The following is a 22,197-nucleotide window of genomic DNA, read 5'->3' on the forward strand; positions in this document are numbered from 1 at the left end:
TGCTCGACATCAAGATATCTCGTGATCGGGCACTGATCGACAGGGGCCTCGTCACGGTCGTGATCGGCGCCCCGGAGGGTGGCGGTCCCGACCGGCCCGCGCCCGCGTAGGGCGAGCGCACGCGGGGGCCGAGGCCATCCGCCCGCGCCCACGTGGGGCCGGCGCATGCGGGGGCCGGCGTCGTCCGCCCGGCGGCGGACGACGCCGGCCTCTGACGGTCCTACTTGACCGACCCGGCCATCACGCCCTGCACGAAGTGCCGCTGGAAGGCGAAGAAGACCACCAGCGGGACCACCAGCGAGAGGAACGCGCCCGGGGCCAGCACGCCGATGTTGCTGCCGAACTGCCGCATCTGGGACTGCAGGGCGACGGTCAGCGGCTGGGATCCGCTGTCGGCGAAGAGCAGCGCCACGAGCATGTCGTTCCAGACCCACAGGAACTGGAAGATGGCGAGGCTCGCGAGGGCCGGCCGGCCGAGCGGCAACACGAGGCGGGAGAAGATGCGCCACTCGCTGCCGCCGTCCATGCGGGCGGCCTCCAGCATCTCGCGCGGGATCTCGGCGAAGTAGTTCCGCAACAGGAAGATCGCGAACGGGAGTCCGTAGGCGACGTGGAACAGGACGACGCCCGCGATCGTGCCGAACAGTCCGATGGCGCCGAACAGCTTGGCCACGGGCAGCAGCCCGATCTGGACGGGGACCACCAGCAGCCCGACGACCACCAGGAAGATCGCGTCACGGCCCGGGAAGTCGAGCCAGGCGAAGGCGTACCCGGCGAGTGCGGCGATGCCGACGACCAGGACCGTGGTGGGCACGGAGATCAGGACGGTGTTCCAGAAGGCGGCGGTGATGCCGGAGTCCTCCAGCAGCGCCGTGTAGTTGTCCAGTGACAGCTGGGAGGGGTCGGCGAGCGCCGTCCACCAGCCGTCGGACGCGTTGTCCCGCTCCGAGCGCAGGGACGAGAGGAACAGCCCGGCCAGTGGCGTGATCCAGACCAGGGCCACGACGATCAGCAGGGCCTGGACGATCCCGCTGTTCAGCCACCTGACCAGGCGGCCGCGCCGACCGGGGCGGCTCGGCGCGGCCGGGACCGCCGTGGGGACGGGAGCCTCGGCCAGGGGCGGGCGCTCGATGGTGCTGTGGCCGCTCATGCTCCGCTCCTCCTGAACCGCCGGACGTTGAAGATCATCGCGGGGACGACGAGCAGGAGGAGCAGGACGCTGAGCGCGCTGCCGAGCCCCTGGTCGTTGCCGCCGCCGAACGACACCAGCCACATGCGGGTGGCCAGTACGTTGGCCTCTTCCTGGACCGGTCCCGGCGCGATGATCCAGACGAGGTCGAAGACCTTCATCACATTGATCACCAGGGTCACGAAGACGACGGTGAGCACGGGTGCGAGCAGCGGCACGGTGATCTTGCGGAAGATCTGGCCCTCGGTGGCTCCGTCCATCCGGGCCGCCTCCAGCGCGTCGCGCGGGATCGCGGCGAGGCCGGCGCCGATCAGCACCATCGCGAAGCCGGTCCACACCCACAGGTAGGCGCCGATGATCGCCGGCGTCACGAAGGCGGGGCCGAGCCAGTTCACGCCCTCGTAGGGGGTGGCGAAGTTCGACGCGGGCAGCCGGAGCGTGTACGCGCCGTCGTCCAGGCCGGCGAAGCGGAACGATCCGTCCGCGGCCGTCGTCGTGGTGGCCGCGGTCGTCCCGTCGCGTACGGCCTCGACGGTCATGCCCGGCAGGCCCTTCTCGGCCGGGTCGACCTTGCCCTGCGCACCGCCGCCGCCCGGCGCGAAGTCGAGGTAGACGACTCCGCCGATCGCGTCGGGTCCCGGCTCCTTGACGGCCGCGGCCTTCGCCCCGGCCGGCATGGCGTCGGGGGCGACGCCCACGAAGCCGAGGGTCACGGTCCGTCCCGGGTGCACGGCCTCCTCGGTGGTGTACGGGCCGCCCGCGCCGCCGGCGAGGCCCTGGTTCTCGCGGGCCCTGGCCGTGGGGTACGCCGCCGGGTCCTCGAAGGCGTCGTGGACGCCGACGACGACGGCGTTGATCACGCCCCGGTCCGGGTCCTGCTCGTAGGCGAGCCGGAAGACGATGCCCGCGGCGAGGAAGGAGACGGCCATGGGCAGGAAGAGCACCAGCTTGAACGCGGTGGCCCAGCGCACCTTCTCGGTGAGCACGGCGAGCATCAGCCCGAGGCCGGTCAGCAGGACGGGTGCGACGACGACCCAGATGGTGCTGTTGCGGATGGCCCTGAGCGTGGCCGGATCGCTGAACATCTCGGTGTAGTTCGCCGCGCCCACGAACCGGTCCCCGCTCGCGTCGAACAGGCTGCGGCCGACGGAGAAGCAGACGGGGTAGACGACGAGCGCACCGAGGAGCAGCAGTGCGGGCAGGACGAAGACGACCGCGAGGCGGCGCTTCCTGCGCTGGGCCCGGCGCCGCCGGTCCGCCGCGGCGCGGGCCTTGAGGGTGTCAGCCATGAAAGCGGCCTCAGTTCCGGTAGGCCTTGGCGGCCGCGGCTTCCAGCTTCGCCGCGGTGGCCTTCGGGTCGGACGGGTCGCGCAGGAAGTCCTGGAGCAGCTTCCACTCCCCCGCACCCTTGGTGCCGCCGAAGGCGGCGGGCGCCTGGTCGGACATGTCGAAGCGGACCGAGTTGCCCGCGCCGATCAGCGACTCGGCGGTCTTGCGGGTCACGTCGTCGCCGTACGCGTCGAGGCTGACGTCCTTGTTCGGCGAGAGGAAGCCGCCCGCGCCGGCCCACACCTCCGCGGCCTCGGGCGTCGCCAGGAACTCCAGCAGCCGCATCCCGGCCTCGGCGTTCTTGCCCTCCTTGAGGACGACCGCCGCGTCGCCGCCGCTGACCACCGGCGGCTCCCCGGCGCCGACCCCGGGGAAGGGGAAGAACTTGGCGTCCTCGCCCGGCTTCCGGCCGAACTCGTCCTTGGCCACGCCCGCGACGAAGTCGCCCTCGTAGACCATGCCCGCCTTCGGTTCGGGGCCGAAGACCTGCTCGACGGAGGCGGGGAAGTCGGTGCTCAGCGCGCCCTGGGCGCCGCCGGCGACGAGCTGCTTGTCCTTGAACACCTCGGCCAGGGTGGTCAGCGCCTTGACGACGCTGTCGTCCGTCCACTTGATCTTGTGCTGGGCGAGCTGGTCGTACTTCTCGGGTCCGGCCTGCGAGAGGTACACGTTCTCGAACCAGTCGGTGAGCGTCCAGCCGTCCTCGCCGGCTATGGCGAAGCCGGGGCGGCCGGAGTCGGAGAGGGTGCGGCCGGCCTCCAGCAGGCCGCTCCACGAGCTGGGCTCCGTGACGCCGGCCTGGGTGAACGCCTCCGGGCTGTACCAGACGGTCGACTTGTGGGCCGCCTTGAAGTAGAGGCCGTAGTAGGTGCCGTCGACCGTGCCGTAGTTCTTCCAGACGGGGGCGAGGCCGTCGGTGGCCGACTTCTCGGTCTTGTCCGACAGCGGCTTGAGCCAGCCCTCGGCGGCGAACTGCTGCAGCACGCCGACCTGCGGGACCATCACCACGTCGGGGGCGTTGCCGCCCTCGATCTTGCTGCCGACGAAGGTGGAGACGTTGTCGCCGGAGGGCACGAAGACGGTCTTGGCACCCGTCTTCTCGGTGAAGGCGTCCAGCACCTTCTTGAAGTTCTTCTGCTCGCTGCCGGTCCAGACACCGGCCACGGTCACGGTCTGGCCGCTGAGTTCGCCGCCGCTCGCGGGGCCGGTGGTACCGCCGCAGGCGGTGGCGGTCAGGGCGACGGCGAGGGCCGCCGAGACCGTCGTCGCCGTCCGCCGGGTCGTCTTCGAGAGTCGTCGCATGGTGATGTCCTTCCGAGGGTGGGGCGGGTCAGGAGGTGGGGTCGGCGGTCCACCACGCGGCGGTCGCTCCGGGGAGTACACCGTCGGGGCAGGGGCCGCTGGACAGCAGGGGGGTGCCCCTCACGGGGGCGGGGACGGGCTCGGTGCCGAAGTTGACCGCGCAGACCAGCCCGTCGCCGCGGACCATGGCGAGCACGTGCGGGGGCGCGTCGAGCCAGCGGAGTGTGCCCTCGCCCAACTGCGGGAGGCTGTGCCGCAGCTGCAGGCCCTCGCGGTACAGGTGCCAGAAGGAGCGGGTGTCGGCGAGGGCCCGGTCCGTGGCGTGCGCCGCGAACCACTCGGGCTGCGGCAGCCACGGCCGGGCCCCGGCCTCGCCCTGGCTGAAGCCGAACGGGGAAGCGTGGCCGGACCAGGGCAGCGGGACGCGGCAGCCGTCGCGGATGTGCTTGCGGCTGCCGGTGCGGTGGAAGATCGGGTCGGTGAGGACCTCGTCCGGCAGATCGAGGACCTCGGGCAGCCCGAGCTCCTCCCCCTGATAGACGTACGCGGCGCCGGGGAGGGCCAGCATCAGCAGGGCGGCGGCCCGGGCGCGTGCGGCGCCGAGTCCGCTGCCCTCGACGCCGGGCTCGCCCGCGTACCGCGTCACCGTGCGAACCTGGTCGTGGTTGTTGAGCACCCAGGTGACGGTGGAGCCGGTGCCGGCGATGTCGCGTACGGCCTCGTCGATCGTCGAACGGAAGGCTTCGGCGTCCCAGGGGGCGCTGAGCAGGTCGAAGAAGAACGCCTGGTGCAGTTCGTCGGGCCGGACGTACAGGGCGTGCTCGCGTGCGGTCGGCACGGAGACCTCGCCGACGAGCAGCCGCTCGTGACCGTCGCGTGCGGCGTACTCCTCGCACACCGCGCGCCAGCGGCGCCACACGTCGTGGACCTCCGGCTGGTTCCAGGCGAGGGGGTTGACCGAGTCGCGGGAGCGCTCGTCGGCTTCGGGGTCGTCGGAGTCCGGCAGGTCGGGGTGCTTGTAGAGACCGGCCGCCACGTCGATGCGGAAGCCGTCCACACCGCGGTCCAGCCAGAAGCGCAGCACCCGCTCGAACTCGTCGCCGACGGCCGGCTCGCGCCAGTTGAGATCGGGCTGCTCGGGGGTGAACAGGTGCAGGTACCACTCGCCGGGCGTCCCGTCGGGCTCGGTGGTCCGGCTCCAGGCGGGGCCGCCGAACATGGCGCGCCAGTTGTTGGGCGGCTCGGCGCCGTCCGCGCCGCGGCCGGGGGCGAAGTGGAACCGGGAGCGGGCCGGGCTGCCGGGGGCGGCGGCGAGGGCCGCGCGGAACCAGGGGTGCTCGCTGGAGCAGTGGTTGGGGACGATGTCGAGCAGCAGCTTGAGCCCGAGCCTGCGGGCGTCGGCGACCAGCCGGTCGAACTCGGCGAGGTCGCCGTAGACGGGGTCGACGTCGCAGTAGTCGGCGACGTCATAGCCGTGGTCGTGCTGCGGCGAGGGGTAGAAGGGGCTGAGCCAGATGCCGTCGACGCCGAGTTTCCGCAGGTAGGGAAGCCCGGCACGGACGCCGGCCAGGTCGCCTATCCCGTCCCCCGTGCTGTCGAGGAAGCTGCGGACGTACACCTGGTAGATCACCGCGTCGCGCCACCACGGTTCGGGAGTGGCGGAGCTGCGGGAGGGGTGGCCGATGCCGGCCGGAAGCGTGCTGAGCATCTCGCGTCGACCTGTTTCTGCTGAATGCGAGAGCGCCCCGGATCGGGTGCGCTGTTATGCATGCATGTTAAGTAGCCATGACGCCGAGGTGTCAACGATGCGTCCGTAAACACTGGAAAGCTGGGGGCTTTTGCCCGACTATGTGGACTTCACTACGCAGGAGCCTCTACTTAACATGTAAGTAGAGGCTCCTGAGGGAGATGACGATGGGCTCAGCCGGTGCGGGAGATGTCACCCAGCTCGCGCGCGAGCCGCGCGACGGCCTGCTCGGGCGTCTGGCGCAGTGCCATGACGTCCTGCGCCACCGCCTGCACGGCGAGGCTCACCTGGTCGTAGCGCGCGGACTTGGGGCGCGGCACGGCCGACAGCACGCTCCGGCGCAGCGTCGGCAGATAGGCATGCGCGGCGATCAGCGCCGGATCCTCGTACAGCGCGGCGCGCACCGGCGGCAGGGACCCCTCGGTCAGCACCTTCCGCTGGACGCGTTCGCTGGTGAGGTACGCGATCAGGTCCGCGGCCGACTCCGGGTGGCGCGCATGGCTGCTGACCGCCAGGTTGGAGCCGCCGAGCACGCTGGTGCCCGGTCCGTCGGGACCGGGCAGGGGCACCACGCCGAACCGCCCGGCCACCTTCGAGTCCTTCGCGCTCGCGTCGGCGTGGACGTAGGGCCAGTTGCGCAGGAACAGCAGCCGGCCGTCCTGGAACGCCCGGCGGGACTCCTCCTCCTTGTAGCCGAGGGCGTCGCGGGGGATCCAGCCCTCGCGCACGCCGTCCGCGAGGAAGGAGAAGGCGGCCCGCGCCGCGTCCGAGTCCACGGTGACCCGTTCGCCGTCGTCCCGCAGGATCGAGCCGCCCGCCGAGTGCACCGCCTCCGTGACGTTGACGGTCAGCCCCTCGTACGGCAGGAACTGGCCCGCGTATCCGTCGAGTCCGTGGCGCGGCGCGAGGGTGCGGGCCTGGTGGGCCAACTCCGCCCAGGTGCGCGGCGGCTTCACGCCCGCACGGTCCAGGACGTCCTTGCGGTAGTAGAGCAGCCCGGCGTTGGTCACGTACGGCACGGCGTACAGCCGCCCGTCGAAGGTCGCGGTGTCGACCACGGGACGCAGGAACGTGTCCAGGGGGACGCGGTCGCGCTCGAGCGGCGCGATCCACCCCGCCGCGGCGAACTCCGAGGTCCAGGCCACGTCGATGTTCAGTACGTCGAACCGGTCGCTGCCCGAGCGCAGCTCGCTGATCATCTGGGCACGGGTCTCGTCGGCCGAGTCCGGCAGCTCGACGAGCGCCACGCGTTCGCCGGGGTGCTCCTCGTTCCAGTCCTCCAGCAGCGGCGGGAGGTAGCCGGTCAGGTCGCCGGCCGTCACCAAAGTCATGGGACCCCGGCCGGCGGGCTCCGCTCCCCCGGCGCGCGCGTCGAACCCCGCGTATCCCGCAAGGACCACCGCCGCGGCGAGGAGTCCCCTACCCGCGGCACGCATCCACCGCATAGGTTCCTCCCGGTGCACGATCCGGCTGCGCCGCCGACCATAGTGGCCTATATATACCCGTTAGGCATGGGCGATACTAGAGGCCCAGGCAGAGTGGGCGGCCGGGCGGTCCGGACATCCCACTGCCTCACCAACAGCAGACTACGCAGCGGGAGGGAGGGGGAGCGCGTGCGGCTGCCGCTCCTGGCACTCCTCACCCGTGGCCCCGCGCACGGCTACGAGCTCAAGCAGGACCTTGAGAAGCTCCTGGGCGCCGCGTACCCTCAGCCGAACGTCGGCCAGATCTACGTCACCCTCGGCAGGCTGGAGAAGAGCGGCCTGATCGACGGCGAGGACGTCGAGCAGTCGGGTCGGCCCAACAAACGGACGTACCGGCTCACCGATGCCGGGCGCGAGGCCGTGCTGGCCTGGTTCGAGGAGACCGCCGACGAGCCGCGGGTGCGGGACGAGTTCTTCATGAAGCTCGCGCTCGCGCCGGAGTCGGGGCTCGCCGACCCGATCGTCCTGATCAACAGGCAGCGGCGGCAGTACCTCAACACCATGCGGGAGCTGTCGAAGCTGGCCGCGTCCGAGGACCGGGACAACAAGGTCTCCCAGCTGCTGATCGAGGGAGCCATGCTGCATCTGCAGGCCGACCTCGACTGGCTGGAACGCTGTCAGGAGGAGCTGGAATGAGCGACGACGCGCCGTCCGGCGCGGCCGAGGGGCGCTCGCCGCACGGGGACGCTGCGGAGGGCCGCGCCACCGCGGGTGCGGGACCCGCGCCCCGCGCGGAGGGCCGCCCTGCCGCGGGTGCGGGACCCATGCCGCACGCGGACGCTCCGGGCGGCCAGCCCGACACGGACGCCGGTGCCGCGCACGCGGGCGCGCCGGGCCGCCCCAGCGGACGTGAGGGACCCGCGCCCCGCGCGGAAGGCCGTCGCACCGCAGGGGTCGGAGACGCGACCCGCGCGGGTGAGTGCGCGCCCATCGTGCGGGCTGAGGGGTTGACCAAGACCCACCACGGCGAGGGTGCCGCCGTGCACGCCGTGCGCGGGGTGGACCTGACCGTACGGCCCGGGGAGTTCGTCGCCGTCACGGGGCCCTCGGGCGCCGGGAAGTCGACGCTGCTGCATCTGATCGGCGGGCTGCAGCGGCCCGACAGCGGGCGGCTGTGGATCGGCGGCGAGCGGGTCGACACCTACCGGGAGGCCCGCTGGGCGGTGCTGCGCCGCCGCAGCATCGGCATCGTCTTCCAGTTCTTCAACCTCGTCTCCAACCTGACCGTCGCCGACAACGTGGAACTGCCCGCACTGCTCGCCGGGGCGTCGCCCCGGTCGGCCCGCGCCTCCCGGGCCGAACTGCTCGCCGAGCTCGGGCTGGAAGGCCGGGAGAAGTCCATGCCGGGCGAGTTGTCCGGCGGCGAGCAGCAGCGCGTCGCACTCGCCAGGGCACTCGTCAACCACCCCGCGCTGCTGCTGGCCGACGAGCCCGCCGGCAGCCTCGACAGCAAGGGCACCCGCGAGGTGCTGCGGCTGCTGTCCCGCTTCCACCAGCGCGGACAGACGATCCTGATGGTCACCCACGACGCCCGGATGGCGAGCGCCGCCGACCGTGTCATCAGCTTCTTCGACGGGCGCGTCGCCGACGACGCGGTGCTCGACACCGGGCACCGCGCCCCGGGCGGCGGCGTCTCCGGCGTACTCGAACTGAGGGAGTGACGGTGCGCGCCACCCTGCGCTGGGCGCACGCCGACTTCCGGGCACACCGCGGCGAGGCCCTCTTCGTCGTCCTCGCCAGTGCCGGGATCATCGCCTCCCTGCTCCTGGCCGGTGCCCTGTTCGGCTACGCCGCCAACCCCTGGCAACGGGTCTTCAACCAGTCCCAGGGGGCGCACATCTGGCTGCACACCCGCGCCGGGGCCGACACCACCGGCCTGTCCCGGCTCGACGGCGTGGCCGCGCTCTCCGGCCCGTACCGCACCGCGACCACCACGGTCGAGTCGCGCGGCGCACGGGCGGGCCTCGAACTGCGCGCGACCGGCCCACGGCCCCCGCAGACCGCCCGGCCGCTCGTCACCTCGGGCAGCTGGCTCACGCCGCCGGGCGACGGCGGCGCGGCCGCCGTCGTACTGGAGACGTCGCTCGCCCGGGCCCTGTGGGCGGAGCCGGGCGACACCCTGCGGGTCGCCGGACCGGAAGGTGCGACGAGCACCCTGCGGGTCGCGGGCATCGCGGAGGCCGCGGAGCCGCACTACCGGCCGGGCGGCGAGCCGGGCATCGGCTGGGTGCTGCCCGGCACGCTCGACGAGATCGCCCCCAAGAGCGGCGGGCAGACCGTGGGCCTGCGGCTGGACGACCCGGACGACACCGACTTCACCGTCCAGCGCGCCGTGACGCTCCTCGGCGCGGACCGCGTCGCCCAGGTCACCAAGTGGCAGCAGGCGCGGGCCGAGGCGGGCGGCGACGACCGGCTGCTGGGCCAGCTGTTCGCCGTGTTCGGGACGGGCGCGCTGCTGGCCGCCGCTCTGGCCGCGTCGGGCGCTATCGCCGCACGGGTGCGCGGCCAGCTCCGGGACATCGCGGTGCTGAAGGCCGTGGGGTTCACACCGGGCCAGGTGGTCCGCGGCTTCCTCGTGCAGCACCTCGCCTTCGCGCTGCTGGGCGTCGCGCTCGGCACGCTCGCGATCGCCCTGCTGGGCTCGCGGATACCGGGCCGGATCGGTGACGCGGTGGCCCTGTGGCAGGACCTGCCCGGTCACGCGGCCCTGTTGATCGGGCTGCCGTGCGGGGCGGTGCTGCTCATCGCGGTCGCGACCGGCCTCGCGGCCTGGCGTGCCGGACGTGTGCCTCCGGTCCCCGTGGCGCGCGCGGCGCTGCCGACCGCCGCGCCGATGACCGCGCTCGGCAGGCGTGCACTCGGCCTGCGGGTGCCGCCCGCCCTCGTGCTCGGCACGCGCGCCGCCTTCGCGCGCCGGGGCGGCGCGGTGGCGGCGGTGCTCCGCCTCGCCCTGCCGCTGGTGCTGATCACCGTCGCGCTGGTCACCTGGTCGACCCTGGACCAGTTCCGCAGCCACCCCGACCGGGTGGGACTTCCGGCCGCCCTGACCGTACGGGCCGAGCAGCCGGGCGGTCCGAGCGAGGCGGAGCTGGAGCGCATCCTCGCCGGCGTCGACGACGTGACCGCGGTCCATCCCGGTGTGGAGACGGCGGCCCTCGTGCCGGGCCAGACCGGCACCATCACGCTGCGCGGACTCGGCACCGCACGTGAGCCGTTCCCGTCGGCCGTGGTGGAGGGCCGGGCCCCCGACGGCCCCGACGAGGCGGTCGCAGGACAGGGGCTGCTGGACCTGCTCGGCGTACGCGTGGGCGACTGGGTGCGGATGACGGTCGAGGGACGGCCGCAGATCCTCCACATCGTCGGCCGCAGCATCGAACCGGAGTCCGGCGGCCGGATCGTCTCGACGACCGTCGACACCCTGCGCGAGCGCGATCCCGGGCTGCGCCCCGCCTTCCACGCGCTGGTCCTGCGCGACGGCGCCGACCCGCGCGCGGTGAGCGCGGAGCTCGCCGAGGCGGGGGGCGGCGCGCTGGAGATCCGGGAGACGCCCAACCCGGCGGACCGGCTGGAACCGGCGCGCGCGGTGATCGCCGCGCTGATCGCGGTCCTCGCGCTGATCGGCCTGATCGAGCTGCTGACGCTGATCGGTACGGGCGTACGCGACCGGGGCCGCGACCTGCTCGCCCTCAAGGCCATCGGCCTGACGCCCCGGCAGATCGGGGCGGTGATCGTGACGGCGGCCGGGCTGACCGCGCTGCTGTCCGCCGTTCTCGGGACGACGGTGGGCGCCGTGGTGGGCCGCCGTCTGGTGGACGCCCAGGGCGGTGCGGGCGGCATGGGCGCGGGCATCGCGCAACTGCCGCCGCTCCCGGTGCTGTCGGCGCTGATCGCCGCGGCGGTGCTCGGCGCGGTGGCGGCGGCCTCGGTTCCCGCGACGCGCACGGCACGTCGGAGGCTGGCCGACTCGCTGAGCGAGACGCTGTGAGCAACCGCGCCGGCTGACTCGGGCGGCCGGGCCGGCCGGGGCTCCGCGCGGAGTGCGGCTCGGCCGTCGCGGACACCGTTCCCGTGCCCTCGTGTCGGACATCCGGCCGGTGGCACCGCGTCGGCATGCGGTCCATGGAGCCGTACGTCCTGGTGAAGCCCCGGTCCTCACTCCCCCTGTGCGGGCCGCCGTTGACGATTTCGTACTCGGGGGTAGGCCGCAGCGGCCCTCTTACTATACGGTCCGTCTAACAAGCGGCGGCGACGGTGATCTCGCGGGCCGCCGGTCGCCGCGCGCACGAGACGCGGCCGACGGCCCACACAGCCGACTCGTCGCCCCGACGCACCTCGCATCCCCGCACCAGCGAACAAGGAACACACCCACCGCATCGAGGAGCCGCACCATGGCAAGCAGCACCGTTCGGCCGGAGATCCAGGACGGGGCCCGGGACGAGGACCGCGGCCACGACGTCGCCCGGCGCCTGCTCGACTCGGCCGCGACGCTGTCGTACGACCCGGTCAGGGAGGTGGACTGGGAGACGCCGCTGGACAAGGACTTCCACGGGGCGAGCCCGGAGTGGAGCACGCTCTACGGCACGGCGTACTGGCGGGAGCTGACCGATGCTCAGCGCAAGGAACTGACGCGGCAGGAGGCCGCGTCGGTCGCCAGCACCGGCATCTGGTTCGAGATGATCCTGCAGCAGATGGTGCTCCGGGACATCTACGCCAAGGATCCGACGCAGGCGGGTTTCCAGTGGGCCCTGACCGAGATCGCCGACGAGTGCCGGCACTCGATCATGTTCGCCCGTGGCGCGAAGAAGCTCGGGGCGCCGGCGTACCGCCCGCACCGGATCGCGGTCGAACTGGGCAGGGTCTTCAAGACCGTCGCGTTCGGCGAGGCCGCGTACGCCGCGATCCTGGTCGCCGAGGAGGTCCTCGACGTGATGCAGCGCGACTGGATGCGCGACGAGCGGGTCGTGCCGTTCGTCCGCACCATCAACAACATCCATGTCGTCGAGGAGTCGCGGCACATGAAGTTCGCCCGCGACGAGACGCGCAGGCACCTCGCGAAGGCCGGGTGGCTGCGCCGCCAGATCCACGCCTTCGTCATCGCGGTCGCGTCCTACGTCATCGTCTCCAGCATGGTGAACGAGGACGTCTACCCGAACGCCGGGCTCGACAGGAAGCGCGCCGTCAGCGAGGCGAAGGCCAACGAGCACCACAAGTCCCTGATGCGCTCCAGCTGTTCGGGCCTCATGGAGTTCCTGGCCTCGTCCCGACTGCTCACCAGGCCGGCCCTCATGTTCTACAAGCGCGCGAACCTGATCTGACCGCGCCGGACCGAGCTGCGCCCGACAGAGCCCGACCCGAGCCGACCCGTACCGAACTGAGCCGACCCGAGCCGAACTGAGCTGACGACATGACCTTCGCCATCACCCAGACCTGCTGCAGCGACGCCACCTGCGTTGCCGTGTGCCCGGTCAACTGCATCCACCCGACGCCGCAGGAGCGCGCCTTCGGCGGTACGGAGATGCTGCACATCGACCCGGCGTCGTGCATCGACTGCGGCGCCTGTGCCGACGCCTGTCCGGTGGACGCGATCTTCCCGGTGGACAGCCTGTCCGCCGCGCAGCAGGAGTACGCCCGGATCAACGCGGAGTACTTCGAGGGCCAGGAGCCCCGACCGGCCGACGACGGACCGAACTTCCACTCCTGGGGCGAGCCGTCCTTCGACCGCGGCCTGCCGTCCGACTTCGCGCCGATCCGGGTCGCGGTCGTCGGCACGGGCCCGGCCGGCATGTACGCCGCCGAGGACCTGCTGCGGCACACCAACGCCGAGGTCACGCTGGTGGACCGGCTCCCGGTGGCCGGCGGCCTCGTCCGGTACGGGGTGGCGCCGGACCACCCCGCGACCAAGAAGGTCGGCGACACCTTCAGGCGGTTTCACGCGGACCCCCGCGTGCGCATGCACCTGGGCCTGGACGTCGGCCGGGACATCAGTGTGGAGGAGCTCGCGGCGCACCACGACGCGGTCGTCTACGCCGTGGGCGCCTCCGCCGACCGCCGGCTGGGGATCCCCGGCGAGGACCTGCCCGGCAGCATCTCCGCGACGGCGTTCGTCGCCTGGTACAACGCCCACCCGGAGGTCGCGCCCGACGCGGTCGGCCTGTCCGCCGAGCGCGTGGTCGTGGTCGGCAACGGCAACGTCGCCCTCGACGTCGCCCGCATCCTGGTCGCGGACCCGGACGCGCTGGCCGGCACCGACATCGCGGACCACGCCCTGACGGCCCTGCGGGTGGGCTCGGTGCGCGAGGTGGTGCTGCTGGGGCGCCGCGGTCCCGAGGACGCGGCGTACACGAGGTCCGAACTGCTCGCGCTCAAGCACCTGGAGGGTGTGGAGCTGGTCGTCGACGACCACGACGCGCGGACCGGCGCGTCGATCGAAGCGGCAGGGCCGCAGGACAAGGCCGCGGTGCTCCAGGGCGTGAGCCGCGCCCGTGTCGACTTCTCGCTTCCGCCCGCGCCGGGGCGGCGCATCGTGTTCCGGTTCCACTCCTCGGCGGCGGAGGTGCTCGGCGAGGAGGCGGTCCGTGCCGTGCGCGTCACGAGTGGCTCCGGCGAGCAGGAGATCGCGGCCGGCATGCTGCTGCGGGCGGTCGGTTATCGCGGAGTCCCGGTCGCCGGGCTGCCGTTCGACGAGGACACCGGCACCGTCCCGCACGAGGCGGGCCGGGTGACCGGCCGGCCGGGGACGTACGTCGTGGGCTGGATCAAGCGTGGGCCCTCGGGCGGGATCGGCGCGAACCGTACGTGTGCCGCCGAGACCATCGGCACGCTCCTCGCCGATGCCGTCGCGGGCTCGCTGCCCACGCCGACTGCCCCGCCGAAGGCGTTCCACCGCCTCGCCCGGCGCCGCAACCGCCAGGTCGTCGACGCCCGCGGCCTGGCCGCGATCGAGCGCGCCGAACTGACCCGGGGCCGCCGCGCCGGCCGGCCGCGGGTCAAGCTGGCCACGGTGCGCGAGTTGGTCGCCGCGGCGAAGGGCGGCCGCTGGGTGCTGTCGCGCTGAGGCGTCACGGGTCGTGGGACGACGCACGGGCTCCGGGGGCACGCCGCGCGATGAGGTGCCGGGCAGGCGCTCAGCCGGGGATGAGTGCATCCCACTGGTCTCGGGTCGGGCCGTCGTGCGTGGGCGAGAAGTCCGGGCGGGCGGCGAGCCAGGCGGTGACGTGCCGGTCCACCTCGTCGGTGCCGTAGGCGTCATCGGCCGGTCGCAGCAGATGGCGTACCTGGGCTCGGGCTCGCATGACGACGGGATCGTCGAAGGCACAGGCGGCCAGGGCAGCAGCCCGCCGGTCCGAGGACGGTGAACTCTCGGTCAGCGTTGCTCGTTGCCGCGGTCGGCCGTCACCTGCGCGTCGAACCACGGGCGGAGGGCCTGTGCCGTCCAGGTGTGGTAGCCGATGGGGTCCGCGGCGATCTGTTCGACATGGGCGGCGAGGTGCTGGGCGGCGCGCGGGCCGAGGGCCACGCCATGGCCCAGGGTGGGGTTGGTGTGGACGAGGCTGTCCCCGGCGTTGACCAGGCCCGTGACGACAGGTCCGTCGTCGTCGACGAGGGAGGTCCAGCGGTTGTCCAGGCCGGCCATCGCCAGGACGGCTGTCTGTGGTTGGGGGGCCAGGTCGAGCCAGGCGGCGGTGGCGGGGAAGCGGCGGGCGACGGCCTCGAACACGGCGGGGTCGGTGAGCGCGCCGCGGGTCGGATCACCCGTGGAGAGCACCAGGCTCAGCGCGAAGGTGTCGTTGTCGGAAGGGAAGACGCCGGCGAGCGCGAACGGTGCGGCCGAGCCGGTCTTGACCCGCCCGGGGTCACGCGGGCCGCCGGCACACAGGCGGTACCAGCGGCACAGATACGCGATCCCGGTGCGGTGGCTGTCGACCACGGGCGGGCGGCAGCCGGCCGCGATCAGCCAGGCGGGAACGGCCGAGCGACGACCGGCCGTATCGACGACCAGATCCGCCTGGTGCGTCTCCGCGCCCACCTGTACGCCGGTGACCCAGGCAGGACGGCCCTCCGCGAGGGTGAGAGCGCCCACCCGGCAGCTGGGTGATCTCCGGCCGAGATCCGGCCTCGCAGGCGCCCCGCGAATGAACGTTCACCGAGGGGCCGGCCCGGCCGGCGCCCGCACGTGGCACTTCGCCGTGCTGTGAGGGATGGACGCACGGAGGGCGTACAAGTTAGGTTAGCCTTACCTCAACGAGGGGGCATGGTTTCACGCCGCCTCGGACCGGAGCCGTCCCGACCGACCCGCCCCCGAGGAGAGTTGCCTTGAGTGCCGCCCCCGACATCGCCCTGCCCGAGCAGACGGCGGCGGAACGCGTCCGCTCCGTACTGGCCAGGGCAGTCTCCCTGTCGCTCACCACGGACAGGCAGACCGACGACCTGATCGGCATGCATTCCGTGGACGTCAACGGGCGGGTCACTCTCCATCCCCAGGCGGACAGCCCGCTGCGCGCCCAGGTCGCCGCCGCGCCGCACGGAAGCCTCGCCGCCCTGCTGGAGTTCACCGACATCGCGCCGACCGCGCTCCGTGAACGCGTGCGGGCCAGGGTGACCATCTCCGGCCGGCTCGCCCCCGCGGAGCCGCAGGAGGGCGACGCGCTGCGCCTCGACCTGGCGCGCGTGACGCTGCGGACCGCCGCCGGAACCCAGGACGTCGGTCTGGACGAGTTCGCCCTCGCCGAACCCGACCCGCTCGCCGTCGAGGAGGCCGCGATGCTGACGCATCTCGCCGACGCCCACGAGGACATGGTGGCGGATCTGGTCGTCCTCGCCGGGTCACGACTGCCGCACGGCGTGCTGCGGGTCATGCCCCTCGCCGTGGACCGGCACGGCATCACCCTGCGCTGCGAGTACCGCGAAGGCCACTGCGACCTGCGCCTGCTGTTCCCGGCCACGGCCCGGGACGCCGCCGAGGCCGGGGAGCAGGTCCGGCGGCTCCTCACGGCACCCCGCTGCGGACACCACCGGCATCCCGCGGCCGGTTGAACGTGGGCGGATGCACGCCCGCTTCGGCGCGATTCCCCGGGACGGCGGCCCGCGGTGCCCACCCCGCGACGGCAGCCGCCATACGTACCGAGAGAGACGGAAGAACATGACCGTAAGGGTCGCGGTGGCCGGTGCCAGCGGCTACGCGGGCGGGCAGATCCTCCGCCTGCTTCAGTCGCATCCCGGTGTGGAGATCGGCGTGGTGACCGCGCACAGCAGCGCGGGCCGGTCACTCGCCTCCGTACAGCCGCAGCTCGCAACGCTCGCGGACCGAGTCCTCGACGAGACGTCGGCGGCCGCCCTGGGCGGTCACGACGTGGTCTTCCTGGCCCTGCCGCACGGCCGGTCGGCCGCTGTCGCACGCGAGTTGGCCCCCGGCACACTGATCGTGGACTGCGGAGCGGACTTCCGGCTGCGCGACGCGGCGGCCTGGGAACGCTTCTACGGCTCCGCCCACGCCGGGACCTGGCCCTATGGACTGCCCGAACTTCCCGGTACGCGCGAGGAGTTGAGGGGTGCACTGCGGATCGCCGTACCCGGCTGCTTCCCCACGGCGGTGACCCTCGCGCTGTTCCCCGCCTACGCCTCCCGGCTGGTGGAGCCGGAGGCCGTGATCGTCGCGGCCAGCGGGACGTCGGGCGCCGGACGGGCGCTCAAGCCGCACTTGCTCGGCGCCGAGGTGATGGGCTCCATGAGCCCGTACGGAGTCGGGGGCGGCCACCGCCACACGCCCGAGCTGACGCAGAACCTCTCCCGGGTGGCGGGTGAACACGTCACGGTCTCCTTCACCCCGACGCTGGCTCCCATGCCCCGGGGCATCCTCGCCACCTGCTCGGCCCGCCTCCGCCCGGACGTGGCGGCCGCCGGGCCCGACGAGGTGCGCGCCGTGTACGAAGCGGCTTACGCCGACGAGCCGTTCGTACGGCTGCTGCCGCCCGGGCAGTGGCCTTCGACCGCCGCCGTGCTCGGCTCCAACACCGCCCAGGTGCAGATCGCCGTGGACCCGGAGGCCGGCCGGCTGATCTGCGTGAGCGCCATCGACAACCTGACGAAGGGCACCGCGGGTGGCGCGGTGCAGAGCTTGAATGTCGCCCTCGGCCTGCCGGAAGGGCTGGGCCTGCCCACGAATGGAGTGGCTCCGTGAGTGACGCAGGCGCCGGCGCAGCCGCCGGCCCGCGGACGACAGCGATGCCCGCACCTCCTCGGTACGCGGGCGTTGGGGGAACCACCCAGGCATCAGCTCTGGGGGAACGGAGAAAGACAGTGAGTGTGACCGCTGCCCGGGGATTCCTTGCGAGCGGTGTGGCCGCCGGCATCAAGGAGTCCGGTGATCGCGATCTGGCCCTGGTGGTGAACCGGGGGCCGTCGCGCGCCGCCGCCGGCGTCTTCACCTCCAACCGCGTCCAGGCCGCTCCCGTCCGCTGGTCCCGGCGTGCCCTGGAGGACGGCCGCATATCGGCCGTCGTCCTCAACTCCGGTGGCGCCAACGCCTGTACGGGGGAGGCGGGTGCCGTCGACGCGCGGCTGATGGCCGAGCACACGGCACGGGTGGTGGACGTGGACCCGGACGAGGTCGCGGTGTGCTCCACCGGCCTCATCGGCGTGCGGCTGCCGATGGACCGCGTCATGGCGGGCATCGGCGTCGCCGGAGATCTGCTGTCGTCACAGGGCGGCGAGGACGCGGCCGTCGCCATCAAGACGACGGACTCGGTGCACAAGACCGCTGTCGTGTCCGGGCCCGGCTGGACGGTGGGCGGCATGGCGAAGGGGGCGGGCATGCTCGCCCCGGGTCTCGCCACGATGCTGGTCGTTCTCACCACGGACGCCGATGTGAGCGCGGCCGTACTGGACCCGACGCTCCGCACGGCGGTTGGCACCACCTTCGACCGGGTGGACTCGGACGGCTGCATGTCGACCAACGACACCGTCCTGCTGCTCGCCTCGGGCGCTTCGGGGGTCGTACCCGATCCGGAGGAATTCACCGAGGCCGTGCACGCGGTGTGCCTGGACCTGGCCCGGCAACTGGTGGCGGACGCCGAGGGCGCGTCGAAGGAGATCGAGGTGACGGTCGTCGGCGCGGCATCGGAGCAGGACGCGGTCGAGGTGGGCCGGTCCGTGGCCCGGAACAACCTCCTCAAGTGCGCGCTGCACGGGGAGGACCCGAACTGGGGCCGGGTGCTGTCAGCGATCGGCACGACGTCCGCCGCCTTCGACCCTGACCGTCTGGACGTGGCGATCAACGACATCTGGGTGTGCCGGAACGGCGCGGCGGGCGAGTCGCGGGACAAGGTCGATCTGTCGGGGCGCCGGGTCACGGTGACGGTGGATCTGCGCTCGGGCGAGTCCTCCGCGGCGATCTGGACCAACGACCTCACGGCCGAGTACGTCCACGAGAACAGCGCGTACAGCTCATGAGCGGGCACGGGACGACACAGACGGGCCGACGGCTCTCCCTCAGCGGGCTCGACGCCACCGCCGAGCCCGCCGACGGCGCCACGGCCGAGTCGGCCGCCGAACCGGCCCCTGCCGAGCTGCCCTGGCTGGAGGAACTCCAGGGCCGGACGGTCGTCGTCAAGTTCGGCGGCAACGCCATGGTGGACCCCGCGCTCCACCGGACCTTCGCCCAGGACGTCGTGGAGCTGTGGCACGCGGGGCTGCGCCCCGTCGTCGTGCACGGCGGCGGACCGCAGATCAGCGCCATGCTGGACCGCCTCGACCTGGAGGTCCGCTTCGAGGCGGGCCTGCGGGTCACCACGCCGGAGACCATGGACGTGGTCCGCATGGTGCTGACAGGACAGGTCCAGCGGGAACTCGTCGGCGCGCTCAACGCCCACGGGCCGTTCGCCGTCGGGCTGTCGGGCGAGGACGCGCACACCATGACCGCCGTGCGGCGCTCCGCGTGGGTGGACGGCCGGCCGGTGGACATGGGTCTCGTCGGAGAGGTCGTGGCCGTGGAACCCGGCACCGTACGCACACTGCTGGACGAGGGCCGCATCCCCGTGGTCTCGCCCGTCGCGCGCGGAGCGGACGGGGAGGTCTACAACGTGAACGCCGATCTCGCGGCCTCCGCGCTGGCCGTGGCCCTCGGCGCGGAACGGCTGGTGGTGCTGACCGATGTCGAGGGGCTGTACGCGGACTGGCCGCGGAGCACCGAGGTGATCGGCCGCATGACCGCCGGTGAACTGGACGCGCTGCTGCCGCAGCTCACGAGCGGCATGCTCCCGAAGATGGAGGGCTGTCTGCGGGCGGTACGCGCGGGGGTCGCCAGGGCCCAGGTCATCGACGGCCGGGTACCGCACGCGCTGCTGCGTAGCGTCTTCGCCGAGCACGCTCCGGGCACGACCGTGGTTCCCGACCCCGGGCCCGAGGCCGGGGAGGACGGCGCGTGACCACCCGCGACCTCGCGACACCGCTCACCGACCGCCGGCGCGCGGTCATGATGGACACGTAGGCCACTCCCCCGCTGGCTCTGGTCCGGGGCGAGGGCAGCACGGGCGTTCATACCTGGTCGCCACGGAGCGCGGGTTCCACGGGCGCACTGGGGGCGCCGGTCGCGCGGGTGGGTGAGCGGCTGCGCCGGGGCATCGAGGCGCTGGAGCACCCGAGGGTCGCCGAGGTGCGGGGCGCGGCCTTCTCCTGGGCGTCGTGCTCACCGAGCCGGTCGCCGCCCTCGTCCAACGGGCCGCGCAGGACGCGGGGTTCCTCGTCAACGCGGCGGGCCCGGGCACCGTGCGGCCGGCACTCGCCCTGAGGGTGACGGACGATCAGGTCGATGAACTGTGATGGCCTGCCGGAGATCCTCGACGCCTGAGGCGCCACGCACAGGGTGCGGGCCCGGGAGCCGTTTCGGCTCCCGGGCCCGCGCGCGTACTCCGTGGCCTCACACTGCGCGGGCCAGAACGCGTGCGTTGCGGCGGGGGTCCAGGGTCTGCGTCCAGGCTGCCGGTGCGAGGCTCGGGCAGACCGGTTGGAAGCCGTGCCGGAGGAAGAGCCGGCCGCTGCCGGTCGTCGCCGTGAACAGGGTCCGCAGCGAACGGTTTCGCGCCCTCGCCAGCGCGGCGTGCAGCAGCCGGGCTCCCGTGCCGCATCCCTGCCGGTGCCCTGCGACGCAGAAGTTGTAGACGACTCCGGCTGCGGGCCGGCCGGCGGGCGTGCCGGCGGGGTGGACGCTCAGCCCCAGGCACCCTTCGAGGCTGCCGTCGGGGGCCTCGGCGACGAGGAAGTCGGGCGCCTGGGAGGCGTACTGGGCCTGGGAACGCTCGCGCAGTGCTCCCGAGCGCGCGAACGGCCGGGAGAGTGCGGCGAGTGCGGCGGCGTCGTCGGGCCGTGCGGACCGGACGGAGAACCGGGGGAAGTCGGGTGAGGGGAGGGCGCGTTCCGGCAGCGTGGCGGGACGCGGTGTGGCCGTGATCAAGGCTTTCCTTCCTCGGTTTCACCGTGTGCGAGGGCCGGTTGCATCGCCGCGCGGCCCCGGTGAAGAGTCAAGGTAAGGGTAGCCTTACCTATTTCAACGGCCAAGTCGGGTCGTCACCCGTGTCCCTCCTGCGTCGCCTCGCGTCCGTCCACGAACGTCGCCACGACCTCGATGTCACCGATCCGGGAGGGGTCGACGACGTGCGGGTCGTCGCCCAGCACGACGAGGTCGGCGCGCTTGCCCGGCGTGAGGCTGCCCGCGCTGTCGTCCCACCGGCAGGCGTACGCACCGGCGACGGTGTACGCGCGCAGGGCCTCGTCGACGGTGATGCCCTCGTCGGGGCCGACCAGCCGGCCCGAGGCGGAGGCGCGCTCGACCATGAACTGGACGGCCCGCAGCGGCGATCCGTCGGCGACGGGCCGGTCCGAGCTGCCGACGAGCGTGACGCCGTGGTCGAGGAAGCCCCGGCCCCGGTACATCCAGGGCGCCCGCTCCTCGCCCATCACGGCCGCGTAGTCGTCGCCGAAGTAGCGCAGGAAGTTGGGCTGGACGACCGCGCTGACACCCAGTCGGGCGAAGCGCGGGAGCTGGTCGGGACGGATCAGCCCGGCGTGCTCGATCCGGTGGCGCGCGTCCGGGCGGGGCCGCAGGTCCTGCGCCCGCTCCAGGGCGTCGAGTGCGAGGTCGGCGGCGCGGTCGCCGATGGCGTGGACGGCGAGCTGCCAGCCGGCTAGGTGCCCGTCCACGATGAGGCCGGCGAGCCGGTCGGGGTCGTCCTGGAGCTGCCCGGCGTGGGTCATGCCCTCGTATGGGGAGGTGAGCGCGGCGGTACGGGCCATCATGCCGCCGTCGGTGTAGATCTTCAGCGCTCCCAGCGACAGCCAGTCGTCTCCGAAGCCGGTGCGCAGGCCGAGGTCCAGGGCGCGCGGGATCCCGTCGTTCCGGTGGGCCGCGACGGGCCGGAGCGTGTCGCCGGCCGCCATGAGCTGGACCCGCAGGGGCAGTCGGCCCTGGTCCCGCAGCAGTTGGTAGGCGCCGAGCTCCACCGGGCTGTTGCCCAGCAGGCCGCCCCCGATGCCCGCCTCGGCCACGGCGGTCACCCCTTCGGCGAGGCAGGCGCGGCCGGCGTGTTCGATCGCGTCGGCGAGTTCCTCCTGCGCGTACGGCAGTCGCAGCCGCCGGGCGGCGGTCATCGCGCTCTCCGCCAGGAAGCCGTTCTCGTGCGGGACGCCGGCCGGAAGCAGGTCCAGGACGGCGCTGTTCACGATGCAGCCGTGTCCGGAGTCGTGCATCAGGAAGACCTTGCGGCCGTGGCTGACCCGGTCCAGCTCGGCGGCGGTCAGGTGGCGGCCCAGGGTCCGCTGGTCGTATCCCATGACGTCGACCCAGGCGCCGGGCCGGCCGTTGCGGGAGGCGGCGTCCGCCACGACGGCGAGCACGTCCTCGACGCGCCGGCACGGTGCGATGGTCGGGGTGGTGGCCTTCATCCCGGTCCACGCCAGGTGGACATGGCTGTCGATGAACCCGGGCAGCACGGTGGCGCCCTGGAGGTCGACGACCTCGCGCGCGGGCAGGGAGGTCACGGCCTCGTCCAGGCCCACGATCCGGCCCCGCCAGACACCCAGGTCGTGGGCGACGGGGTGGTCCGGGTCCATGGTGAGGATGCGCGCGTTCGTCAGCCTCGTGCACAGCATCATGG

16 protein-coding genes and 2 pseudogenes are annotated in these 22,197 nt (G+C 73.1%); 10 read left to right on the forward strand and 8 right to left on the reverse strand.

Going from position 1 to position 22,197, the window contains the following annotated elements:
• Positions 1-220 precede the first annotated feature (220 nt).
• The 5 genes from ACLB9X_RS05020 to ACLB9X_RS05040 form a co-directional block, all read right to left on the reverse strand.
• A complete protein-coding gene (locus ACLB9X_RS05020) occupies positions 221-1,150 on the reverse strand; it encodes a carbohydrate ABC transporter permease (protein WP_410358985.1) in 930 nt (309 codons plus the stop codon).
• Positions 1,147-2,478 (reverse strand): carbohydrate ABC transporter permease, encoded by a 1,332-nt coding sequence (locus ACLB9X_RS05025; RefSeq protein WP_410358986.1) that lies wholly within the window; start codon positions 2,476-2,478, stop codon positions 1,147-1,149. Before ACLB9X_RS05025 ends, ACLB9X_RS05020 begins: the two co-directional genes overlap by 4 nt.
• A 10-nt stretch (positions 2,479-2,488) precedes the next feature.
• Complete coding sequence (locus tag ACLB9X_RS05030; protein WP_410358987.1) at positions 2,489-3,820, reverse strand: ABC transporter substrate-binding protein; 1,332 nt, start codon at positions 3,818-3,820, stop codon at positions 2,489-2,491.
• 28 nt (positions 3,821-3,848) lie between these two features.
• Complete coding sequence (locus tag ACLB9X_RS05035; RefSeq protein WP_410358988.1) at positions 3,849-5,528, reverse strand: glycoside hydrolase family 13 protein; 1,680 nt, start codon at positions 5,526-5,528, stop codon at positions 3,849-3,851.
• A gap of 212 nt (positions 5,529-5,740) precedes the next feature.
• Entirely contained in the window at positions 5,741-7,012 is a 1,272-nt protein-coding gene (locus tag ACLB9X_RS05040; RefSeq protein WP_410358989.1) for an ABC transporter substrate-binding protein, read from the reverse strand.
• 168 nt (positions 7,013-7,180) lie between these two features.
• Here ACLB9X_RS05040 and ACLB9X_RS05045 point away from each other — a divergent pair, with 168 nt between their 5' ends.
• The 5 genes from ACLB9X_RS05045 (at position 7,181) to ACLB9X_RS05065 (ending at position 14,105) form a co-directional block, all read left to right on the forward strand.
• Complete coding sequence (locus ACLB9X_RS05045; RefSeq protein WP_410358990.1) at positions 7,181-7,687, forward strand: PadR family transcriptional regulator; 507 nt, start codon at positions 7,181-7,183, stop codon at positions 7,685-7,687.
• 293 nt (positions 7,688-7,980) lie between these two features.
• Positions 7,981-8,712, forward strand: a complete 732-nt coding sequence (locus ACLB9X_RS05050; RefSeq protein ID WP_410359147.1) for an ABC transporter ATP-binding protein — start codon at positions 7,981-7,983, stop codon at positions 8,710-8,712.
• 2 nt (positions 8,713-8,714) lie between these two features.
• Positions 8,715-11,036 (forward strand): FtsX-like permease family protein, encoded by a 2,322-nt coding sequence (locus ACLB9X_RS05055; RefSeq protein ID WP_410358991.1) that lies wholly within the window; start codon positions 8,715-8,717, stop codon positions 11,034-11,036.
• A 403-nt stretch (positions 11,037-11,439) separates the two neighbouring features.
• A complete protein-coding gene (locus ACLB9X_RS05060) occupies positions 11,440-12,366 on the forward strand; it encodes an AurF N-oxygenase family protein (RefSeq protein WP_410358992.1) in 927 nt (308 codons plus the stop codon).
• Positions 12,367-12,455: 89 nt separating this feature from the next.
• Positions 12,456-14,105: an FAD-dependent oxidoreductase gene (locus ACLB9X_RS05065; RefSeq protein WP_410358993.1), complete on the forward strand. Its 1,650-nt coding sequence runs from the start codon at positions 12,456-12,458 to the stop codon at positions 14,103-14,105.
• A 70-nt stretch (positions 14,106-14,175) separates the two neighbouring features.
• Here the strand turns inward: ACLB9X_RS05065 and ACLB9X_RS05070 are convergent.
• Positions 14,176-15,134: pseudogene (locus ACLB9X_RS05070) on the reverse strand (FAD-dependent oxidoreductase); the annotation flags it as partial.
• A gap of 230 nt (positions 15,135-15,364) precedes the next feature.
• On the opposite strand from ACLB9X_RS05070, the gene ACLB9X_RS05075 reads away from it, so the two are divergent.
• The 5 genes and pseudogenes from ACLB9X_RS05075 to ACLB9X_RS05095 all read left to right on the forward strand — a co-directional run.
• Positions 15,365-16,084, forward strand: coding sequence for a DUF2470 domain-containing protein (locus tag ACLB9X_RS05075; RefSeq protein ID WP_410358994.1), 720 nt, complete (start codon positions 15,365-15,367; stop codon positions 16,082-16,084).
• A 106-nt stretch (positions 16,085-16,190) separates the two neighbouring features.
• Positions 16,191-17,228 (forward strand): N-acetyl-gamma-glutamyl-phosphate reductase, encoded by a 1,038-nt coding sequence (gene argC, locus ACLB9X_RS05080; RefSeq protein ID WP_410358995.1) that lies wholly within the window; start codon positions 16,191-16,193, stop codon positions 17,226-17,228.
• A 119-nt stretch (positions 17,229-17,347) separates the two neighbouring features.
• Entirely contained in the window at positions 17,348-18,499 is a 1,152-nt protein-coding gene (argJ, locus tag ACLB9X_RS05085; protein WP_410358996.1) for a bifunctional glutamate N-acetyltransferase/amino-acid acetyltransferase ArgJ, read from the forward strand.
• Entirely contained in the window at positions 18,496-19,473 is a 978-nt protein-coding gene (gene argB / locus ACLB9X_RS05090; protein ID WP_410358997.1) for an acetylglutamate kinase, read from the forward strand. Before argJ ends, argB begins: the two co-directional genes overlap by 4 nt.
• 161 nt (positions 19,474-19,634) lie before the next feature.
• A pseudogene (locus ACLB9X_RS05095) lies at positions 19,635-19,895 on the forward strand (aminotransferase class III-fold pyridoxal phosphate-dependent enzyme); the annotation flags it as partial.
• A 69-nt stretch (positions 19,896-19,964) separates the two neighbouring features.
• Here ACLB9X_RS05095 and ACLB9X_RS05100 read toward each other — a convergent pair.
• Positions 19,965-20,498, reverse strand: a complete 534-nt coding sequence (locus ACLB9X_RS05100) for a GNAT family N-acetyltransferase (RefSeq protein WP_410358998.1) — start codon at positions 20,496-20,498, stop codon at positions 19,965-19,967.
• 113 nt (positions 20,499-20,611) lie between these two features.
• Positions 20,612-22,192: an amidohydrolase gene (locus ACLB9X_RS05105; RefSeq protein ID WP_410359148.1), complete on the reverse strand. Its 1,581-nt coding sequence runs from the start codon at positions 22,190-22,192 to the stop codon at positions 20,612-20,614.
• Positions 22,193-22,197: the final 5 nt, after the last annotated feature.

The sequence above is a fragment of the Streptomyces sp. 5K101 genome, assembly GCF_046506645.1.
GTDB lineage: Bacteria > Actinomycetota > Actinomycetes > Streptomycetales > Streptomycetaceae > Streptomyces.